At 41.9% G+C, this 16423-nt stretch carries 20 protein-coding genes and 1 other annotated feature; of the genes, 12 read left to right on the forward strand and 8 right to left on the reverse strand.

From position 1 onward, the window contains the following. Positions 1-104 precede the first annotated feature (104 nt). The 6 genes from PS3_RS02775 to PS3_RS02800 all read left to right on the forward strand — a co-directional run bounded on the left by PS3_RS02775 (position 105) and on the right by PS3_RS02800 (position 5086). Entirely contained in the window at positions 105-416 is a 312-nt protein-coding gene (locus PS3_RS02775) for a nucleotide pyrophosphohydrolase (RefSeq protein WP_040467958.1), read from the forward strand. 4 nt (positions 417-420) lie between these two features. After that, positions 421-2130 (forward strand): DNA/RNA helicase domain-containing protein, encoded by a 1710-nt coding sequence (locus PS3_RS02780; RefSeq protein ID WP_007121992.1) that lies wholly within the window; start codon positions 421-423, stop codon positions 2128-2130. Between the two features lie 76 nt (positions 2131-2206). Next, the gene (locus PS3_RS02785) at positions 2207-3001 is read left to right on the forward strand and encodes an SDR family NAD(P)-dependent oxidoreductase (RefSeq protein ID WP_007121993.1); all 795 of its coding nucleotides are present in this window, start codon (positions 2207-2209) and stop codon (positions 2999-3001) included. 85 nt (positions 3002-3086) lie between these two features. Next, entirely contained in the window at positions 3087-3659 is a 573-nt protein-coding gene (locus PS3_RS02790) for a TIGR01440 family protein (protein WP_040467959.1), read from the forward strand. Positions 3660-3742: 83 nt separating this feature from the next. After that, the gene (locus PS3_RS02795; protein ID WP_100207279.1) at positions 3743-4501 is read left to right on the forward strand and encodes an SDR family NAD(P)-dependent oxidoreductase; all 759 of its coding nucleotides are present in this window, start codon (positions 3743-3745) and stop codon (positions 4499-4501) included. Between the two features lie 9 nt (positions 4502-4510). Continuing rightward, the gene (locus PS3_RS02800; protein ID WP_040467960.1) at positions 4511-5086 is read left to right on the forward strand and encodes a sugar O-acetyltransferase; all 576 of its coding nucleotides are present in this window, start codon (positions 4511-4513) and stop codon (positions 5084-5086) included. Positions 5087-5289: 203 nt separating this feature from the next. Here PS3_RS02800 and PS3_RS02805 read toward each other — a convergent pair whose 3' ends face one another. Next, positions 5290-6249, reverse strand: a complete 960-nt coding sequence (locus PS3_RS02805) for a sugar-binding transcriptional regulator (RefSeq protein ID WP_007121996.1) — start codon at positions 6247-6249, stop codon at positions 5290-5292. Between the two features lie 144 nt (positions 6250-6393). Here PS3_RS02805 and deoC point away from each other — a divergent pair, with 144 nt between their 5' ends. Genes deoC through PS3_RS02820 form a run of 3 tightly spaced genes read left to right on the forward strand, consistent with a single transcriptional unit; the run spans position 6394 to position 9569 of the window. Then, a complete protein-coding gene (gene deoC / locus PS3_RS02810; RefSeq protein WP_007121997.1) occupies positions 6394-7056 on the forward strand; it encodes a deoxyribose-phosphate aldolase in 663 nt (220 codons plus the stop codon). 2 nt (positions 7057-7058) lie between these two features. Further along, a complete protein-coding gene (locus PS3_RS02815; protein WP_007121998.1) occupies positions 7059-8252 on the forward strand; it encodes a phosphopentomutase in 1194 nt (397 codons plus the stop codon). 18 nt (positions 8253-8270) lie between these two features. Beyond that, positions 8271-9569, forward strand: a complete 1299-nt coding sequence (locus PS3_RS02820) for a pyrimidine-nucleoside phosphorylase (RefSeq protein ID WP_007121999.1) — start codon at positions 8271-8273, stop codon at positions 9567-9569. 109 nt (positions 9570-9678) lie between these two features. Here the strand turns inward: PS3_RS02820 and rpsN are convergent, their stop codons facing one another. From rpsN to rpmF, 5 genes are read right to left on the reverse strand one after another with little or no spacing between them, the layout of a single operon-like run. Beyond that, positions 9679-9948: a 30S ribosomal protein S14 gene (gene rpsN / locus PS3_RS02825; protein ID WP_040467961.1), complete on the reverse strand. Its 270-nt coding sequence runs from the start codon at positions 9946-9948 to the stop codon at positions 9679-9681. After that, positions 9948-10070: a putative metal homeostasis protein gene (locus PS3_RS10415; RefSeq protein ID WP_100207280.1), complete on the reverse strand. Its 123-nt coding sequence runs from the start codon at positions 10068-10070 to the stop codon at positions 9948-9950. Before PS3_RS10415 ends, rpsN begins: the two co-directional genes overlap by 1 nt. Positions 10071-10081: 11 nt before the next feature. Beyond that, positions 10082-10234 carry a 50S ribosomal protein L33 gene (rpmG, locus tag PS3_RS02830; protein WP_040467962.1) on the reverse strand — a complete coding sequence of 51 codons (153 nt, stop codon included), beginning with the start codon at positions 10232-10234 and terminating at the stop codon, positions 10082-10084. Then, positions 10224-10619 carry a hypothetical protein gene (locus tag PS3_RS02835; protein ID WP_040467963.1) on the reverse strand — a complete coding sequence of 132 codons (396 nt, stop codon included), beginning with the start codon at positions 10617-10619 and terminating at the stop codon, positions 10224-10226. The genes rpmG and PS3_RS02835 overlap by 11 nt, the downstream gene beginning before the upstream one ends. A 4-nt stretch (positions 10620-10623) precedes the next feature. Then, on the reverse strand, positions 10624-10785 hold the full coding sequence (gene rpmF / locus PS3_RS02840; protein ID WP_040467964.1) for a 50S ribosomal protein L32: 162 nt from the start codon (positions 10783-10785) through the stop codon (positions 10624-10626). 157 nt (positions 10786-10942) lie between these two features. Continuing rightward, positions 10943-11189: a binding site (T-box leader), on the forward strand. 46 nt (positions 11190-11235) lie between these two features. Here rpmF and PS3_RS02845 point away from each other — a divergent pair. Further along, positions 11236-12093 carry a MetQ/NlpA family ABC transporter substrate-binding protein gene (locus PS3_RS02845; RefSeq protein ID WP_007122000.1) on the forward strand — a complete coding sequence of 286 codons (858 nt, stop codon included), beginning with the start codon at positions 11236-11238 and terminating at the stop codon, positions 12091-12093. Between the two features lie 71 nt (positions 12094-12164). Further along, positions 12165-12830 carry an NAD(P)H-dependent oxidoreductase gene (locus tag PS3_RS02850; RefSeq protein ID WP_007122001.1) on the forward strand — a complete coding sequence of 222 codons (666 nt, stop codon included), beginning with the start codon at positions 12165-12167 and terminating at the stop codon, positions 12828-12830. 197 nt (positions 12831-13027) lie between these two features. Here PS3_RS02850 and PS3_RS02855 read toward each other — a convergent pair whose 3' ends face one another. Then, on the reverse strand, positions 13028-13819 hold the full coding sequence (locus tag PS3_RS02855; protein ID WP_235719980.1) for an ABC transporter permease: 792 nt from the start codon (positions 13817-13819) through the stop codon (positions 13028-13030). A gap of 110 nt (positions 13820-13929) precedes the next feature. On the opposite strand from PS3_RS02855, the gene PS3_RS02860 reads away from it, so the two are divergent. After that, positions 13930-14457, forward strand: a complete 528-nt coding sequence (locus PS3_RS02860) for a TetR/AcrR family transcriptional regulator (RefSeq protein ID WP_050950799.1) — start codon at positions 13930-13932, stop codon at positions 14455-14457. A 39-nt stretch (positions 14458-14496) separates the two neighbouring features. On the opposite strand, the gene PS3_RS02865 is transcribed toward PS3_RS02860, so the two are convergent. After that, positions 14497-16401, reverse strand: a complete 1905-nt coding sequence (locus PS3_RS02865) for a beta-glucoside-specific PTS transporter subunit IIABC (protein ID WP_007122002.1) — start codon at positions 16399-16401, stop codon at positions 14497-14499. Positions 16402-16423: the final 22 nt, after the last annotated feature.

Below are 16423 nucleotides of genomic sequence, written 5' to 3' on the forward strand. Positions count from 1 at the left end.
TTATGGATGAAAAGAGTTGTAAAAAATTCGATGTTATAATTAATATAATTGTTTCATTGGAAGACGGTAATTAATATAAAAATGGTTATGAAAGAGGCTAGTTTATGGATAGTGAAGTAATGGATCAATTAAAAAAATTTCGCGATAGTCGAGGCTGGGAAAAATACCATAATTTAAAGGATTTAGCTGTGGCTACAAATGTTGAGGCCGGTGAATTACTAGAAATATTTTTATGGAAGGATAAAAACGAAAAGTTAACGGAAAATCAAATTGAGCACGTGAAAGAAGAAATTGCAGATACTATGATGTATCTATTTTATATGTGTGATAACTTAGGAGTTGATCCGAACGAAATCATTATGAATAAGATTAATTTTAATAAGCAACGAACATGGTGGATGGATAATAAGGAGTAGTGTTTTGGTAAGTGAACCCTATATTAAAGAATTTTCTTATAGCCAAGATGGAGTTAATTTGATTAAATCACTCCAAATAAGTGATAACGAACAGAACCGTTATATTAGGGATTACCCAACGGTTTACGTTATAAATGATGAAAAAAAGGATAAGTATGATGTTTATGTTGGAGAAACTAACAATATTGTCCAACGAACCCTTCAACATTTAAACGCTGATCCTAAAAATAGGGATGATTGGGATGATTTAAAAAAAGCGAAAAATCCTAATATGTATGTAATAGCTCATGATCATTTTAACAAATCTTTAACTCTGGACGTTGAGAATCGACTAATGCTCTATTTAGGAGGTTCTCAATGTGTAGATCGTATTAAGAATCGTAGGACGAATGAGCAGGGTGAGTATTATCCAGTTGAGGAGTTTGATGAGATTTTTGAAAAAATATGGAGGGAGTTAAACAAACGTAATCATAGTCTTTTCCCTGCGATGGAAGAGATTAGAAATGAGGCTATATTTAAAGCTTCACCATTCCATAAATTAACAGCAGAGCAGTTACAAGCTAAATTTACAATTTTAAATAAAATTAGAGAGATTCTTTCTGATCCTAATTCCGAGGATGAACATTTAATTATGGTTACAGGGGATGCAGGTGCTGGTAAAACAGTTCTATTAAGCAGCCTATTTTATGACTTAACACAAGATGATGAAAATAGAGACGTTCATTTAATGGTTAATCATAATGAACATGAAACAGTTTATCGAACAATATCTAAAAAATTAGGAATTAGTACTTCCAAAGTGACCAAACCAACAAATTTTATAAATAATTATTCAAAATATAATAGAGCAGATGTAGTTTTGGTTGATGAAGCTCACTTACTTTGGACTCAAGGACGTCAAGGATATAGAGGTTCAAATCAATTAAGAGATTTGTTAGAACGGGCGAAAGTAGTAATAGCAATATTTGACGAAAACCAAATTCTCCGAAATCAACAAATTTTGACAAATGATCAAATCAAAAATTTAAAGGAAAAAGCATTAAATACAGGTGATTTAATAGAACTACACAATCAACTACGTATGCAGGCAAATGATTCAACAATTAATTGGATAAAAAATTTGATTGAAAATCAGACGATTGGTAATTTGCCCGAAGATGATTCATATAAAGTTAAGGTGTTTGATACCCCACAACAATTAGAAGATGCAATTGATTATGAAAATGATTTAGATGTTGATTCAGATTATAAAAACGGTATATCAAGACTTGTTGCAACATATGATTGGCCCTATTCATCAACCGGAAAAGATGTTTACAAGGTAAAAATAGGTAATTGGGAACTTCCTTGGAATTACCAAATTAAAGATCATCCTAAAATAGTTAATTATAAAGATTTGTCATGGGTAGAAAAGCCAAATACCATTAAAGAAGTTGGATCTATTTATTCCGTTCAAGGGTTTGATTTAAATTATGTAGGGGTAATTTTAGGTCCATCAATTAAGTATCGGGATGGGAAAATAATTTTTGATAAATCTGTACATTTTAATAAAGATGTAACTAATAATCGAACTATGGAAAACGGAGAAAAGAAGAATTTTGGTGAAGAATTAATTAAAAATGAAATGAACGTTCTCATGACTCGTGGGGTTCATGGCCTATTTATTTATGCGGTTGACGAAGCATTGCGTGAAAAATTAAAGAGTAGTGTCTAAGAACAATCCTTATCAAAATGATTAATAAGTGTTAAACTTTAATTGTGAACAAAAACACAAGTTGGAGGTACTTATCATGACAGAAGCAAAACGAGTGGCTGTGATTACTGGTGGTGAACGAGGAATTGGTCGGGGCATTACTGATCAATTACTCAAAGATGGTTATTATGTGGTTATCGCTAATCGTGACGAAGCAGCTGGTCAACAAGCCGTTGATGAATTAAACGCGCAAGGTTATACCGGTAAAGTCGTGGCGGTGGCAGGTAACGCCGGTCAAAAGGCTAGTCACGAACGCTTTGTTCAAGCGGCGGTTGATAATTTTGGTCGACTCGATACTTACATCAATAATGCCGGAATTGCCCAAATTAAGCTCTTACAAGATGAAACTGAAGCCGATATGGAAGAAATTTATCGGACAAATGTTTTCTCGGTTTTGTATGGGATTCAAGCGGCGACGGCTCAATTCCGCAAGCAAGATGATGGTAAGCAAATTCGCAAGATTATTAATGCTTCCTCAATTGCCGGTCACATTGCTTTTGACATGTTAGGTGCCTATTCATCAACCAAATTTGCCATTCGAGGCTTAACTCAAGCAGCGGCCAAGGAATTAGGTCGTGACCATATTACGGTTAATGCCTATTGTCCAGGCATTGTCGGGACTGACATGTGGGACTACATTGATGAACAAATGGTCAAGGCTTGGGGTGGCAATAAGGGTGATTACCTCAAGAAGTATTCTGGATCAATTACCTTAGGGCGTGTCGAAACGCCAGCTGATGTGGCTAATTACGTTTCTTATTTGGCGTCACCAGTTTCTGATTACATGACCGGTCAAGCCGTCCAAATTGATGGTGGGATTCAATTTATTTAATGCATTTCTAGTCGCCTGGTGGGCGGCTTTTCTTTTAATGAATATGTTATGATAAGGATAAAGATTTAGAGATGAGGTGTGGATAATGACGGCAGATTTTTTGACACAAATCAACGAAGCCTTGACCAAAGGCTTAACGGAATTTTTAGACCGAGCTAATTACGAACCCGGGGACTTATTTGTCTTGGGCTGCAGTACTAGTGAAATCCAAGGCCAGCGGATTGGGCAAGATTCGAATTTAGCAGTTGGCGAAACGGTCATTTCAACTGTTCTTCCCCTGGTGCAATCGCACGGTCTACATTTAGCCGTCCAGGGTTGTGAACACCTCAACCGGGCCTTGGTGATTGAAAGAGCTGTTGCTAAGCAATTGGCTTATGAACCGGTCACTGTTTATCCATCGCTTAAGGCTGGGGGCGCCACCCAAGTTGCTGCTTTTAAGGCCTTTGATGATCCGATCATGGTCGAACATGTTCAGGCCCAATTAGGGATGGACGTGGGCGATACAGCGATCGGGATGCAAGTGAAGTTTGTGCAAATTCCAGTACGGACCTCCGTGACAGAAGTTGGTCATGCCCATACGACTTATTTAGCTAGTCGACCGAAGTTAATTGGTGGTGAGCGGGCCGTTTACACTTGGTCAGCTGACAATTATTCATAAGAAATCGATTCAGATTACATCTAACTAGCGGGCCGTGTTAAAATTATCTTGAAAACGATTACATTTGTTAGGAGGTAATGAAAATGACACGTCCAACAGCAATAATTACCGGGGGCTCTCGTGGAATTGGTGCCGCGATGGCAGATAAGCTCGGGGAGTTAGGTTACAATGTGGTACTTGATTATCATTCTGACTCATCCAAGGGAAAAGCCGAAGCCGTTGCTAAGTCATTAGAGGGGAAGTATGGGGTTGAAACTCTAGTGGTCCAATCCGATGTTTCCCAATATGATGATTGTGTTCATTTAGTTCAAGCCACGGTTGATAAATTCGGCGATCAGATTGATTGTCTGGTTAATAATGCTGGAATCACCAACAATAGTAACTGGATTGATATTAAACCCGAAGCTTATGAACGAGTGATTGCCATTAACTTGATGAGTGCTTTGCATATGACGCATTTGGTTTTACCATACATGGTCAATCATTCTGACAAGGATCATCAATGTAATATCGTCTCGACGACCTCGGTTGGGGGCTTGACGGGGGTAATTAACCAAGCTGACTACTGTGCTTCGAAGTCGGGATTAATTGGCTTAACCCGAGGCTTGGCACTGGAGTACGCTGGTAAAGGGATCCGAGTTAATGCGATTGCCCCAGGGATGATTATGACCGACATGCTCCGCGGGGTAAACCAAGATGAATTGAAGGCCTTATCAGCCACGATACCACAAGGCTACATTGGTGATGTCAGTGATATTGCTGGCGCTTTAGGCTACTTATTAACGGCTTCATATGTAACCGGTCAGGTTCTTTCACCAAATGGTGGTTTTGTTTTAAGTTAGGGTGATTAGATGACAAAAGAACTCACAGAAATCGAAAAATTAGATGCCGGTTTGCCCTATGATGTGAATGACCCAGCAGTGGATGCCCGCAAATTGCATGCGGTAAAGGGATGTCAGGCTTTAGAAGCGCTGGATCCAACTGATCGGGCGGGAAAAGAAGCGGCCATTCGCGCTTTGTTTGGTCAGGTGGGTCGGAATCCGAATGTCTTAAATGGCTTTAACTGTGATAATGGTTCAAATATTACGGTCGGCGATGAATTTTTAGCCAACTATAATGTGACCATCCTTGATATCGCTCCGGTTACCATGGGCGATTATGTCTGGATCGGCCCTGGGACGATGATTTCAACTGTCAATCATCCTTTAACGCCGAAGGGCAGACGACAACACCTCGGAATTGCCAAACCAGTCACGATTGGCAACGATGTCTGGCTTGGTGGTAACGTAACGGTTTTACCCGGAGTTACGATCGGGAATAATGTGGTCGTGGCAGCTGGAGCAGTCGTTACGAAAGATATTCCGGACAATACTTTGGTTGGGGGTGTTCCCGCCAAAAAGATTCGGGATCTAGAAAATGATTTATAAAGAAAATGACGATCAATCTAAAGGACTGATCGTCATTTTTGGGTTAATATACTTTGATAAAAAAAACGTCCTAGAAACTTTTAACTGAGCGAGTAGGACGATATCGTTATAATCGCAAGGTCACCGCCTTTAAAGCGGTCCTGCTTATGAGTAAATTATAACATCTTGAAATAGGAGATGTCATAGAAATTATTGGAATCGCTTTAGTTGGCGGTTCCTTTTTTAACATCCAACAAATTTTTGGCCGTATTGATATCAGTAACCAAAACATTGGGATAGCCTCCCTTAAGTGCTCCTTGAATCGCTTTTAACTTTGCCGTGCCACCAGCTACCAGGATTGAATAGTCTTTTTGCTTAAGTTCGTCAAGGGGCAGGGCCATGGTCCGTTGATTCAGATTTGGATCAACGATTTGACCATCAAGATCAATAAATTGGGATAAAAGGTCACCAACTGACTGGTCCATCAAGGAATCAATTTGGGTTTGGTCAAAATAGCCAAGTTGAAAAAGCATTGCCGAGGGACGGGTCGTCCCGACGGTATATAAGGCAATGTTTGCCTGACGTCCAAGGTCCAGCAATTGATGAATAAAGCGGTCTTGACTAACCAAGTCACGAGTTTGTTGATGACCAAAAATTACGGGAACGGGGAGAATTTCGGTTTGCGTATTAAAAGCTCGGTTGACTGCTTTCGTGATTTCACTGGAGTAATTGGATGCGGATGAATTAGCCACGGTGCCTTTTAAATAAACAGCGGTCAAATTTTGTAAAGTAGTTGGCTGCAAATATTTAGCAAGATGTGCCATCGTTTTTCCCCAGGTAAGCCCCAAAATATCACCATCTTTGAGAATTGATTGGAGATAAGTGGCTCCGGCTTGTCCCAGTTGTTCGAGAATCTGTGACTCGTCTAGGGCTGTTTGATCGACGATTCGACAATCCTTTAAGTGAAATTTGCTTTTTAAATCCTCCTCTAAATCAACGCGATTAGTAAAGGGGTCGTTAATTTGGATCTGCACAATCCCTTCAGCCTGGGCCATTTGTAAAAGCCGGGAGATAGTGGGACGGGACAGCTGAAGTTGTTTAGCAATTTGGGTTTGACTCAGTTGGTCTAAATAATAGAGTCGACTGACTTGTAAAGCTAATTGGCGATTTTTATTGGTGGTCATTTTGCTACTCTTTCTAATTTATTTGCCACCATTATAACAGTTTCAGTCATTCTTTACATTATTTCAATCGCAGTATTTACAAATGTAAAATATCCGGTATGATTAAGGAGTAATGAAAACGCATACATTACGGAGGAGGTTTTCATGAAATTTAATAGTTTAATTGATCACACTTTATTAGCACCGGACGCGACGGCAGACCAGATTGATCAAGTTATTCAAGAGGCCCATGATCATCATTTTCATACGGTGATGATTAATCCCTATTGGGTTAAGAAGGTTCATCAAGCCTTAATTGATTCCGACGTCTTAACGGCTTGTGTAATTGGTTTTCCTTTAGGGGCTAACACGACCCGTGTGAAATTATTTGAAGCTCAGGATGCCCTTGAAAATGGGGCCGATGAATTAGACATGGTGATGAATATTGGGGAATTCAAAGCCGGTCATGACCAAATGGTCAAAGCCGATATTCAAGCGGTGGTTGATGCCGGGCATCGTGTCCACAAAGTAGTGAAGGTCATTATCGAGACCTGTTTATTGACTGATGATGAGATTAGCCGGGCGGCGCAATTAGTCGCCTCAACCGGAGCTAACTTTGTTAAAACATCAACTGGCTTTTCCAAACAAGGAGCGACTGTGCAGGCTGTTAAATTAATGCACGAGGCTGTTAATGGTACTGCAACCGCCGTAAAGGCTTCGGGCGGCATTCACAATTCGGTAAATGCCCAAGCCATGGTTGATGCAGGCGCAACTCGTTTGGGAGTTAGTCACTCGCTGGCCGTAATCGGTGAAAAGGCAGGCGATTAGCGATGGCTTATCAACGTGTGTTTGGGATTGTATTGGATTCGGTCGGTACTGGAGCTGCCGATGATGCTAATCGATATGGTGATTTAGGAGCCGATACGCTCGGGCATGTCGGTGAAGATTATGCAGGTAATTTACATTTACCGAATTTAGCTCGATTAGGTCTGAGTAATTTACGGGATGTTCCAATTCAAGGGGTACCAGTAGTCAAATCAGCCTTAGGGTGTTATGGGAAAATGGCCGAAATCTCGGCCGGCAAAGACAGCATGGATGGCCATTGGGAAATGATGGGACTGCCAGTCAAGCAAGTCTTAGATACTTTTCCACATGGCTTTCCAGAAGCTTTAATTCAGCAAATTGAAACTTTTTCAGGGCGGCCAGTAATTGTGAATCAACCCTATTCGGGTACCCAAGTGATTCATGATTACGGTGAAGAGCAATTAGCCACGGGGGCACTGATCGTTTATACGTCGGGGGATTCGGTTTTACAAATTGCGGCCCATGAAGCCGTGATATCTGTCGAGGAGTTATATCGAATTTGTGAATATGTGCGGGGGTTAGTGAATGGACCAGAATATCTAATCGGCCGGGTGATTGCCCGACCGTATCTTGGGTCTGATCGCGATCATTTTACCCGGACAGCCAATCGCCGCGACTTTTCATTAGTGCCGCCGGAGGTGACTGATTTGGATCGCCTGCAATTAGCGGGCTATCAAGTCATTGGTATCGGGAAAATTAATGATATTTTTTCGGGGACGGGCATTAATCAGGCTTTCCATAATGAAAGTAATCAAGATGGGATGCAGCATTTATTGGATGTTATGGACACTGATTTCAATGGCTTTTGTTTCATGAACTTAGTGGATTTTGATGCCATGTATGGTCATCGACGAGATCCCCAAGGATTTGGCCAAGCTTTGATGGAATTTGATCAAGCCTTAGGTCAAGTGATGGAGCGTCTTCGCTCGGATGACTTATTAATGATTACGGCTGATCATGGAAACGATCCAGGCTTTAAGGGAACCGACCATACGCGAGAAAATGTTCCCCTGTTGGTTTATTCACCGTCGATGCAAACGCCCAATCAGTCTCTTGGGACGCGGACGACTTTTGCTGATTTTGGGGCGACAATTTTAGATAATTTTCGAATTACACCAGGCGAGGGAGAAAGTTTTTATCAGACCATAAAAAATGATTAAGACTGGGAGGAGTTAATCATGAGAATGCTAGATGTAATTGATCGGAAACGAAATGGGCACCAGTTATGTGATCAGGAGTTAGCTTTCTTTGTCCAGGGGGTGGTCGAAGGAACAATTCCGGATTATCAAATTAGCGCCTTGTTAATGGCAATTTATTTTCAAGGAATGACAGATGAAGAACAGGCTAGTTTAACCATGAAGATGTTGGCATCTGGCGATCAACTGGATTTATCTGCTATTTCTGGGGTAAAGGTTGATAAGCATTCCACTGGTGGCGTTGGTGATAAAACATCCTTACCATTAGCTGCCATGGTCGCCGCCTTAGGCATCCCGGTGCCGATGATTTCAGGACGGGGGCTCGGTCATACTGGCGGGACGCTAGATAAGCTCGAGGCGATTCCCGGCTATCGAATTGATTTAAGTGAAGCTGAATTTATTGATCAAGTAGCGCGTGATGGGCTTGCCATTGTCGGGGCGACCGGGGAAGTTGCTCCGACCGATAAAAAGATTTATGCCTTGCGTGACGTAACCGATACGGTCGACTCGATCCCTTTAATTGCAAGCTCGATCATGAGTAAGAAGATTGCTTCTGGTACGGATGCCTTAGTCATTGATGTCAAAACGGGGGCAGGCGCCTTTATGAAAACTTTAGATGACTCGCGGGCATTGGCCAAAGCTTTAGTTACTATTGGTCAACAAGTTGGTTTGGATTGTAAAGCTATTATCTCTGATATGAACCAACCCTTGGGGAATAAGATTGGGAATGCCTTAGAAATTGAGGAAACAATCGATCTCTTAAAGGGGCAGGGACCGGCTGATTTATTAGAATTAGTTCTGACCTTAGGTAGTTACATGGCGGTGATGGGCGGTAAGGCCACCGACTCAGAACAAGGTCGGGCCAAGCTGCTTCAGACGATTGAAGATGGCTCAGCTTTAGCGAAATTTAAGCAGTTAGTCATTGATCAAGGTGGCGACGCGCGCGTCATTGAAGACTACACCGTGATGCCGCAAGCGAAATATAAGATTGCTTATCAAGCTAAGCGTTCGGGCGTGCTGGCTAAATTAACGGCTGATGAGATCGGAAAAGCTGCGATGGTCCTGGGGGGAGGTCGCCAGCAAGCCGAAGATCAACTTGATTACGCGGTCGGGATTGAACTACATAAGAAGTTGGGGGATCCGGTTGAAACTGGTGAACCGATCTTAACCATTTACAGCAATCAACCGGAAATCCAAGACGCCTTAGCCTTATTAGACGATGGGATTGAAATTTCTGACCAAGTGGAAGTGCCTGACTTAATTCATGAAGTAATTGAATAATAATGACTGCGGCTTTGTCCGCAGTTTTTTTAAATCTTAAAAAGCCATCACGATGGAGGTCGTGATGGCTGGAGTGTAAATGAAAGCTTTAGTTATTTGTCTGTTGCTACTACCAACTAGCCTTTTTAACGCCAGGAATTTCTCCCTTTAAGGCCAGGCGCCGGAAATTGATCCGGGAGAGACCAAAGTCCCGGAGATAACCACGGGAACGGCCATCCAACTGGTCCCGATTACGGAGCCGGGTTGGAGACGCGTTCCGTGGTAAGCGACTTAGCCCAACATAGTCGCCAGCCGCTTTTAATTGGGCCCGTTTCTTGGCATAACGGGCGACAATGGCTGCTTTCTTTAATTCGTTTTGAATTTTTCCCTTACGTGCCACTATTTCATCCCTCGCTTTCGTTTTTTATGTTCTTTAATCACCCGCAAGGCCCGTTTGCGTGTCTTGATATTCGGACTCCGTAGCATCCGATAGGCTATTGATAAGTCCATCATTTTCGTCATTATAAATCTCCTTATTTATTTACTTCCACAAACCAGGCTCGGCGCCGTAAGCGGGGCGAATATTTCTTGAGCCTTAGCTTGTCTGGATTATGTTGCTTATTTTTACTCGTCAGGTATAACCGTTCTTTGGTTTCTTGACATTCGAGAATAATATTAGTTCTCATAGGTGCTCCTTTCGCTTAGATATTCTTGTAATTGTAATTTTTCGATTCCCGTGAAACGATCATGATCCAAATCACAAATTAACTGTTGCCGGAAGGTGAGGGGGATCTCCCAAAAGCCATTAATCTTCTCAAAGTAAGTTGGATCATAAGTTTTAAAGACTGGGTAATAATCGATAAATTCTTCCCAACTTAAATTTTCATGTTCATAAGTGGAAGTAACATATCCCTTGTCAATCGCCATGGGGGTCGGTTGACCGTTTGCGTCAATAATGCCATCCTCAACCATGATCTTAAACATGGTGGCCTTGTCGGCGACCGTCGGGTGACCATCCTGAATCGCATGGGCGGCTGCCTGTTCAACTAGCACTGGATAGATAATGTCCATAGACCTAGCTCCCATGCCGTTGGGCGATTTCCTTGGGCGTATAGTGGTGGCTTTGACTGTATTCACCGGTTTGGTGATTAAATGAAATCGTCGGTCCCTTTAAGGCGTGATGGGACCGTCGTTTATTCCGTTTTGATTTGGAAGTCTTATGGGTTGGCACTGCCATGATTAACTCTCCTTTATTTAGTAATGATTACGATTAAGTATAATACACGAAAAAGGATTCTTTGTAAACAGTAATGATTATTATTTATTGTGGTTGACATGATTTTAATCATCTTTTAATATTAATCATCTTTTAATATAATTATCAATTAAATATCACAAAGAAATTAGATGAGTAAATCTAAGCCAATTTTCAAGAGAGCTAATGGTGGGTGGAAATTAGTAAAGAGGCTGGGTTGAAGATGGTCTAACACAATTTTCATGACTGAGTAATAATAAGGTCATGACGGGGACTCCCGTTACTGAGTTAGGGTATGAAACGATTGTTAAGTACCTGAAGAGTAGTTATTCGTGAGGGTAACTAGAACTAAGGTGGTACCACGGAAAAGCACTTTCGTCCTTGATAAAAAAAATCAGGACAAAAGTGCTTTTTTGTTGAAGGAGATCAATTATGACGAAAAAATTACGACATCGCTTATATTGGGGTATTGGACTATTAGTGATTATTTTGGCGGCGGTCGGCTCATTTTATTACCAACATCAACGCAATACTAATACAATCACCATTGGCGCCATTGGGCCGGATGTGAAAGTGTGGGAACATATTGCAGCTAGTTCGCAAGCTAAGAAGGCCGGTTTAAAGATCAAGGTGAAGAGTTTTACGGATGGAGTTTCTTTAAATAAAGCCACAGCCCAAGGACAAGTCGATGTCAATGCCTTCCAATCATGGAGTTATTTACAAGATTACAATGCTAAAAATAAGCGGGCCCCGTTGGTGGCTTTGGGGACCACCTATTTAGAACCAATGGGGCTATATTCTGACCGTTATCAAAAGGTCAGCCAATTACCTGATGGGGCCACCATCGCCATTGCTAACAATCCAGCTAATACTGCCCGGGGGCTCTTATTGTTAGAGAAGGCCGGCCTAATTACTTTAAAGAAGAGTTTCACCTCTACTAGCGGTACCAATGCGATTGCCAGCAATCCTAAGCATTTACAATTCAAAGAAATTGACGATACCACTGGTCCCCGCGTGATTAAATCGGTTGATGCGGTTTTAATCGGTAATACCATTGCTTTACAAGGGCATTTAAATGTTTTAAAAGATTCGATTTATCATGAAGCTGTCAACCAAAGCACTAAGAATAACATTAACGTGCTTGCCACAGCTAAAAAGAATGCGCATCGATCAAGTTACTTAAAATTAGTCAAGCTGTATCATAATCGCCAAATTCAAAAGTGGATTCAAGAAAAATATGACGGTACCAAGGTCGAAGTCAATAAACCGATCAGTTACTTAAAGGACTAATCAGATTTCTTTGCGCAGCATTTAATTTAAGCTACAATAACAGTAGTAAATTATAAGTTGGAGGAAAGATGATGGATCAAGTATTAAAACCAGCAGCACTCAAGGAAGCGGCTCATTTTCGACGGGCAATCCGGTCTTATACCGACCAGAAAATTTCAGATCAGGATTTGGCGACCATTTTAGAAGTCGGCCGGATGAGTCCATCTTCAAAGGGAATTTTAGATTGGCGAATTATTAACGTTAAGGATGCCAGTTTACGAGAAGATCTTAAGCCTCATGCTTGGGGAGCGCAAAAATCATTACCAACCGCAAGTGATTTCTTGATTTTTGTGGCCCGAAAGGATGTGGGGCCAGATGACAGTTTGGTCCGCGAAACTTTTCGCCAACGACCTGGCTGTGATAATCCCGAAAAGTTAGGGGAATTATTAGCAGATCATCGGTCCTTTTTAGAACATGATATGCAAATTCATGATCGCCAAGGAATTTTTGAATGGGCCTCGAAGCAGTGCTATCTTGCCTTTGGGATGATGGCCCTAGCCGCAAGTGAACTTGGTATTGATTCATGCCCGATTGAGGGCTTTAACCGAGGTCAAGTCGATCAAGTTCTCTTGCACCACAATTTGATCAATCCGGCAATTGAAGGGGCAGTCTTGATGATGTCCTTAGGTTATCGTGACCATGATCCTAAACGGCCTCAAAACCGACTGGCAATGGATGATTTTGTGACAACAATATAAGAAACAAGCTGGGGGAAAAAGCAATCAGACGCCCCATTGGGCTAACCTAGAACGAATGTTGGGACGGAACGGATCGACGTGAGTTCGTAGTTAGACTCGTGGGGCGTGCTTTTTGACCGTAATTACGAGTGTGATCAAAAAATGAGTGTAGGAAGAAAGGTTAATTAGTGTTTCTTCCTACACTCTTGTGCGTTTATTTAATAAATTGGTCGTTTTCCATTGGCTAAGCGTGCCGGTTTTGGTGCTTGCTTTTGATATTGGAAACAGCCACGAATAGCAAAGAACAAGGTAACTAGTCCGACCACGTAATACCAAGGATTATTTGCCATTGAGAAGAATTGCGGAGCGATTAAGGACCACATGTTCCAAGGATTAAAGGACATAACAGCCACTAGGACTAGGACAATATTGAGCTGCCAACAAGCCCCTAATCGTGATTGGCGTTGTTCTAAATATAGCCCAGGAACAGTACAAATGATCACTTGGGTAAAAATCCAAAACTTAAACATCGATACGTCACCTAATTCAACCCGTAAAAGATTGAGGGACGTGAAGAAAATGATGACCTCAAAAATGATCAATCGTAAGGCACCTTTTAGGGATGCTGTCGGACCAAATAGTTCATTCTTTTCGACGGTTACAGCCTTATATAGGCAGTAGACTTCCATCCCTACCCAAACCAGCTCACCAATACTGGCTAACATAAAGAACCAGAAATGTTGATAATTGAGGTAGGCATTTAAGAAGACCCAAATCCCCATGAAATCAGCCGCGAGATAAAAAGTGTGCATCCATAGTGGGTATGGACCATGACCTTCGCGGTTAACTAAGACGAAAGAATAAATATAAACCAAGAATCCCAAAATAAAAGTAATCACGACGGTCAACAGAGTAGTAGCAAAACCAGGGTTATCTGGTGTTAACGCTTGGATAAAATTATCCAGCACGACATTGTGACTAGGATAGGAGCCAAATAAAGTTTTTAACATATTCATCATCCTTTCTTTTCTTCATTATGGGCTGGAAAGCGATCTTTAACCACCGCATAATTTATGGTAATGTTACTTAAGTAACAAAAATGGAAATGGTGAGGGAGAAGATGGAAAAACTCGATCCACGGGTCAAACGAACTAAGCACCGGATTCGCGTTGCCTTTGTAAATCTTTTAATGAAAAAAGATATTAGCGAGATTACCGTTACTGAACTAGCACAAGCAGCCGATATTAATCGCAAAACCTTTTATGTTTACTATGCTACCCCTTCTGATATTTGGAAGGAAATGCAAGCGGAAATCGCCCAACAATTGCAGGCCTTACTTTTTCAATCCTCTGACTTTCAGTTAGCGACTTTCTTGCAGGGGCTCAATCAGATTTTAGGGGATGACATGACCTTTTTTAAGTTGATTACGATGGAGAAAGATTATGCTTATTTACTGAGCGATTGTATCAATTTACTGCGCACCAAGTTATTGGAAAAATATCACCAACCGATTAAGGTCACCTATGCAGCGGCTGGGATAATTAATGTCTATGCTGAATGGCTAAGAAATGGCCAAGTCGAGCCCTTAACGACCTTAACGCAGCAACTAGAAGTCGAGATTGGTCTAACCTTTGCAAACAAAAAGTGAGTTAACTGGGTCTAATTTGACCTGGTTAACTCACTTTGATTATTTAGTCGGGAAATTAACATCGACATTGCGAGGGTTAGTCACCACCACAATCACAGTTGGATCGTAACCAGCGGCTTTGATCTGCTCGAGATCAAAGTCAACTAATGGCTCTCCAGCTTTGACCATTTGACCTTGCTTAACCTTCATGTCAAAACCTTTCCCGTTTAACATCACGGTATCAAGACCAATGTGAATGAGGACCTCGGCTCCGTCGTGGGTAGTTAAACCAATCGCATGCCCTGTTTCATAGGCGACGACGACTTCGGCATCTACTGGAGCCACTACATGACCATCAGTTGGGGTAACGGCAAAACCTTGGCCCATTGTTCCCTTGGAGAAGAGTTCATCATTGACGGAGGAAAGGGGAATAATTTCACCAGCGACTGGGCTAGCAAGAGTTTCTTCGCTTACCCGGGCGTCAGGATCAGGAACAGTCGTTTCTTTAACGACTTGTGCCGGTGACTTTTGACTACCTGGACGTTGCTTCTTTTCGACTTTTTCACCCATTTCCATGTCATCGTTGTAACCCCAAACCCAGGCGATCACAAAGGATACGACTAAGGCAGCTAGACTAGAAAGTAAGAAAGCATAGAAACTTGTTAATTGAGTTGGGTGCTTCGGGTTAAAGAAGGAGGAGAAACCAATCAAAGAACCGGTAAATCCATACATAGTTCCGCCCATTAAACCGGTGATTAAACCACCGGCCGCTGAACCAAACATCCCCGAAACAAAGACCCGGCGGAAACGGAGGTTAATCCCGTAGATTGCGGGTTCAGTGACCCCACAGAAGGCAGAAATTGCGGCGGCAATCCCTAAACTCTTCCGTTTTTTAATCTTGGTTTTTAAAGCAACAGCTAATACGGCTGCCCCTTGGGCCACCATCGTACTTGAGATAATTGCATTTAAAGCAGATTCACCACTCTGTGAGATTTGTTGGGTTACCAGTGGCACAACTCCCCAGTGGAGACCGAAGATAACCAGCAATTGGTAGAAACCACCAATAATCAGACCACCAAGCCAACCGGATGCGTGGACTAAGGCATTGATCAAATCAGCGATTCCGTTGGCGAAACCTTGAATAATCGGTCCCGTAATTACTAAAGTAATTGTTGATACCACCAAGACCGTAATCAGAGGATTAAAGATCATTTGTAGATAACTTGGTAAGTGATCCTTTAACCAATCACCAAGTTTCTTGGCTAACCAAGCTGCCAAAATCATTGGGAAAATTGAGTAGGTATAGTTCAGGAATTCAAATTTAAAGCCATCAATGGCAAACATTTCCTTGAACTTACCACCCCAAGTGACGATTTGAGGGTAGGTTAGGACACCGCCGATAACGGCTGCCACAATCGGATCACTTCCTAGTCGCCGAGCAGCTGCAAACCCAACTAAAATTGGTAGAAAGTAGAAGGCGGAATCGGCCATCGCACTAACAGTAATATAAGTAGTGCTTTCGGTATCTAAAAGTGCCCCTAATTGTGGAAGGGTTAGAAGAGCCAAAATCCCCTTAATAATCCCGGAAGCCGCGATAACACCAATGACTGGACTCATCGAACCAGTAATAAAACCAATTAGATTACCAAAGCCCCGAACAATTGGATTCCGATCATCATTTTCGGTGGTAGTAGGAGTTGGCTCCAAGTTATCACCTAGTTGTGCGGTCACGGCGTCAAAAACTCGACCAACTTCATTGCCAATCACAACTTGGTATTGACCGGAAGCGTGAATGACGTCGATCACATCATCATGGGCCTTAATGGCGTCGTCATCAGCTAATGATTCATCATGGAGATAAAAGCGGAGCCGGGTAATACAGTGGATGACATTATTAATATTATCCGGTCCACCGACCTCCTTGATGATATCAGTGGCTAAAGGTTTAAAATCTTTCTTTGCCATGTTATTTCCTCCTTGGAAAGCG

The sequence above is a fragment of the Limosilactobacillus gastricus PS3 genome (assembly GCF_000247775.1).
GTDB classification, from domain to species: Bacteria; Bacillota; Bacilli; order Lactobacillales; family Lactobacillaceae; genus Limosilactobacillus; species Limosilactobacillus gastricus_A.

Bases quoted from the DNA above. Each gene is read 5' to 3' on its own strand.
- PS3_RS02790 (WP_040467959.1), top strand. From the start codon at position 3,087: ATGACGGCAGATTTTTTGACACAAATCAACGAAGCCTTGACCAAAGGC.
- rpmF (WP_040467964.1), bottom strand. From the start codon at position 10,785: ATGGCAGTGCCAACCCATAAGACTTCCAAATCAAAACGGAATAAACGA.
- PS3_RS02800 (WP_040467960.1), top strand. From the start codon at position 4,511: ATGACAAAAGAACTCACAGAAATCGAAAAATTAGATGCCGGTTTGCCC.
- PS3_RS10415 (WP_100207280.1), bottom strand. From the start codon at position 10,070: ATGACGAAAATGATGGACTTATCAATAGCCTATCGGATGCTACGGAGT.
- PS3_RS02815 (WP_007121998.1), top strand. From the start codon at position 7,059: ATGGCTTATCAACGTGTGTTTGGGATTGTATTGGATTCGGTCGGTACT.
- PS3_RS02850 (WP_007122001.1), top strand. From the start codon at position 12,165: ATGGATCAAGTATTAAAACCAGCAGCACTCAAGGAAGCGGCTCATTTT.
- PS3_RS02820 (WP_007121999.1), top strand. From the start codon at position 8,271: ATGAGAATGCTAGATGTAATTGATCGGAAACGAAATGGGCACCAGTTA.
- PS3_RS02795 (WP_100207279.1), top strand. From the start codon at position 3,743: ATGACACGTCCAACAGCAATAATTACCGGGGGCTCTCGTGGAATTGGT.
- PS3_RS02775 (WP_040467958.1), top strand. From the start codon at position 105: ATGGATAGTGAAGTAATGGATCAATTAAAAAAATTTCGCGATAGTCGA.
- PS3_RS02865 (WP_007122002.1), bottom strand. From the start codon at position 16,401: ATGGCAAAGAAAGATTTTAAACCTTTAGCCACTGATATCATCAAGGAG.
- PS3_RS02805 (WP_007121996.1), bottom strand. From the start codon at position 6,249: ATGACCACCAATAAAAATCGCCAATTAGCTTTACAAGTCAGTCGACTC.
- PS3_RS02845 (WP_007122000.1), top strand. From the start codon at position 11,236: ATGACGAAAAAATTACGACATCGCTTATATTGGGGTATTGGACTATTA.
- deoC (WP_007121997.1), top strand. From the start codon at position 6,394: ATGAAATTTAATAGTTTAATTGATCACACTTTATTAGCACCGGACGCG.
- rpmG (WP_040467962.1), bottom strand. From the start codon at position 10,234: ATGAGAACTAATATTATTCTCGAATGTCAAGAAACCAAAGAACGGTTA.
- PS3_RS02785 (WP_007121993.1), top strand. From the start codon at position 2,207: ATGACAGAAGCAAAACGAGTGGCTGTGATTACTGGTGGTGAACGAGGA.
- PS3_RS02835 (WP_040467963.1), bottom strand. From the start codon at position 10,619: ATGGACATTATCTATCCAGTGCTAGTTGAACAGGCAGCCGCCCATGCG.
- PS3_RS02855 (WP_235719980.1), bottom strand. From the start codon at position 13,819: ATGTTAAAAACTTTATTTGGCTCCTATCCTAGTCACAATGTCGTGCTG.
- PS3_RS02860 (WP_050950799.1), top strand. From the start codon at position 13,930: ATGGAAAAACTCGATCCACGGGTCAAACGAACTAAGCACCGGATTCGC.